This window comes from Halopseudomonas salina, assembly GCF_008641105.1.
Genome location: NZ_VTTI01000032.1, coordinates 1 through 1,295 on the forward strand (window position 1 = coordinate 1; position 1,295 = coordinate 1,295).

Annotated in this window: 1 protein-coding gene; it reads right to left on the bottom strand. The window is 53.2% G+C overall.

The window, feature by feature from the left end; translation table 11 throughout:
- Positions 1-51: 51 nt before the first annotated feature.
- Positions 52-1,209, bottom strand: coding sequence for an integrase core domain-containing protein (locus FZF01_RS19290; RefSeq protein WP_150279458.1), 1,158 nt, complete (start codon positions 1,207-1,209; stop codon positions 52-54).
- Positions 1,210-1,295: the final 86 nt, after the last annotated feature.

Consider the following 1,295-nt stretch of genomic DNA (forward strand, 5'->3'; position numbering starts at 1 on the left):
TGTTGAGCCGGTCACATAGGTAACACCACAAACCGGCCACATAGGTAACACCTATGTTGGCCGTATTACTCGTCCCCGGCGTTCATCAACCACGCCTAGGCATACCTCGCCAAAATACAATTGCCAACGATCGAACTCCAGTGGTTCCAGCCCAATATATTCCCCCACCAGTTGCCGGGTCGTGTAAATCGGCTCTCCATGGAGCTTGATATAGCCACCATGTTTTACCTTTCTCACCGCGTATCCTGATGGATATTCAACCTCAGGTATCGTCTTCGGAAAAGCTCGTGGTGAGGGCGTATGGACATCGATCGGACAGATTCCCAGCCCAAGACTCTGATGTGGTCTTTCGTAGTTATATTCACGCACAAACTGATCAAATGCCCTTTGCTGAGCTTCCATATCGTCTTTTGGCGGCTTAGCAGTAGCGGCTTTCAGGGTGCGGTGCATGCGTTCATGGCGGCCGTTCTGCTGCGGTTTCCCCGAGGCAATTCGCTCGGGATAAATGCCCAGTTTGATAAGCCAAATGGAGAGCGGAGTGAGGCCACCCAAAGTAGTCATCGCAAACGGCCAGCCGTTATCAGTGCGTATAGCTCGAGGCAGTCCGTAGTCCAGGAAAGCCTGACGGTAAAGCGCGATAGATGGCTCAAGCTTGGGGCTTTGCAACCCTCTGCAGGTGATCAGGAGCCGGCTGTAATTGTCTGAAATGGTCAGCGGGTAACAGAGCTGGCCGTTGCCCAGGCGGAACTGGCCTTTAAAGTCGGCGCTCCATACGTCATTTGGACCTAGTGCATGACCCAGAGGTTGCGTCTGTGGTGGCGTTTTCCGACGTGGTCGTCTTCGCTTCACCAGACCATGTGCCTTGAGAATCTCACCCACCGTGCTGGAGGCAGGCCAATGAGCGCAAGGGTTTTCACGATGGAGTGATGAACGAATCGTAACGGGCCCCCAGTCCGGATATTGGTTCTTCAGTTCCAATATCCGAGCGACAACCGCATCAGCCGTTTGGTGTCTTTGGCTATGCCGAGCACGGCTCTCATCCTCCAGCCCCGTCATCCCCAAAGACTTGAAACGATTAATCCACTTATGCCCTGTTTTGCGCGAAATACCAAATCGCACACATAGCTCTGTGGTGGTGAATCTGCGGCTGAGCCAAGCCTCGATAAAAGCAGTTCTCTCGCCCATGGTACAGGTCACTTTCCAGTTCATTGGCCCCTCCTTATTGAGGCCAATACGCTATCACCTGTTACCTATGTGCCCGGTTTGATCTGTAACCCATGTGCCCGGTTAGTACC

What these genes read in the sequence shown, in the direction of transcription:
- FZF01_RS19290 (WP_150279458.1), bottom strand. Translation starts at nt 1,209, where the DNA reads ATGAACTGGAAAGTGACCTGTACCATGGGCGAGAGAACTGCTTTTATC.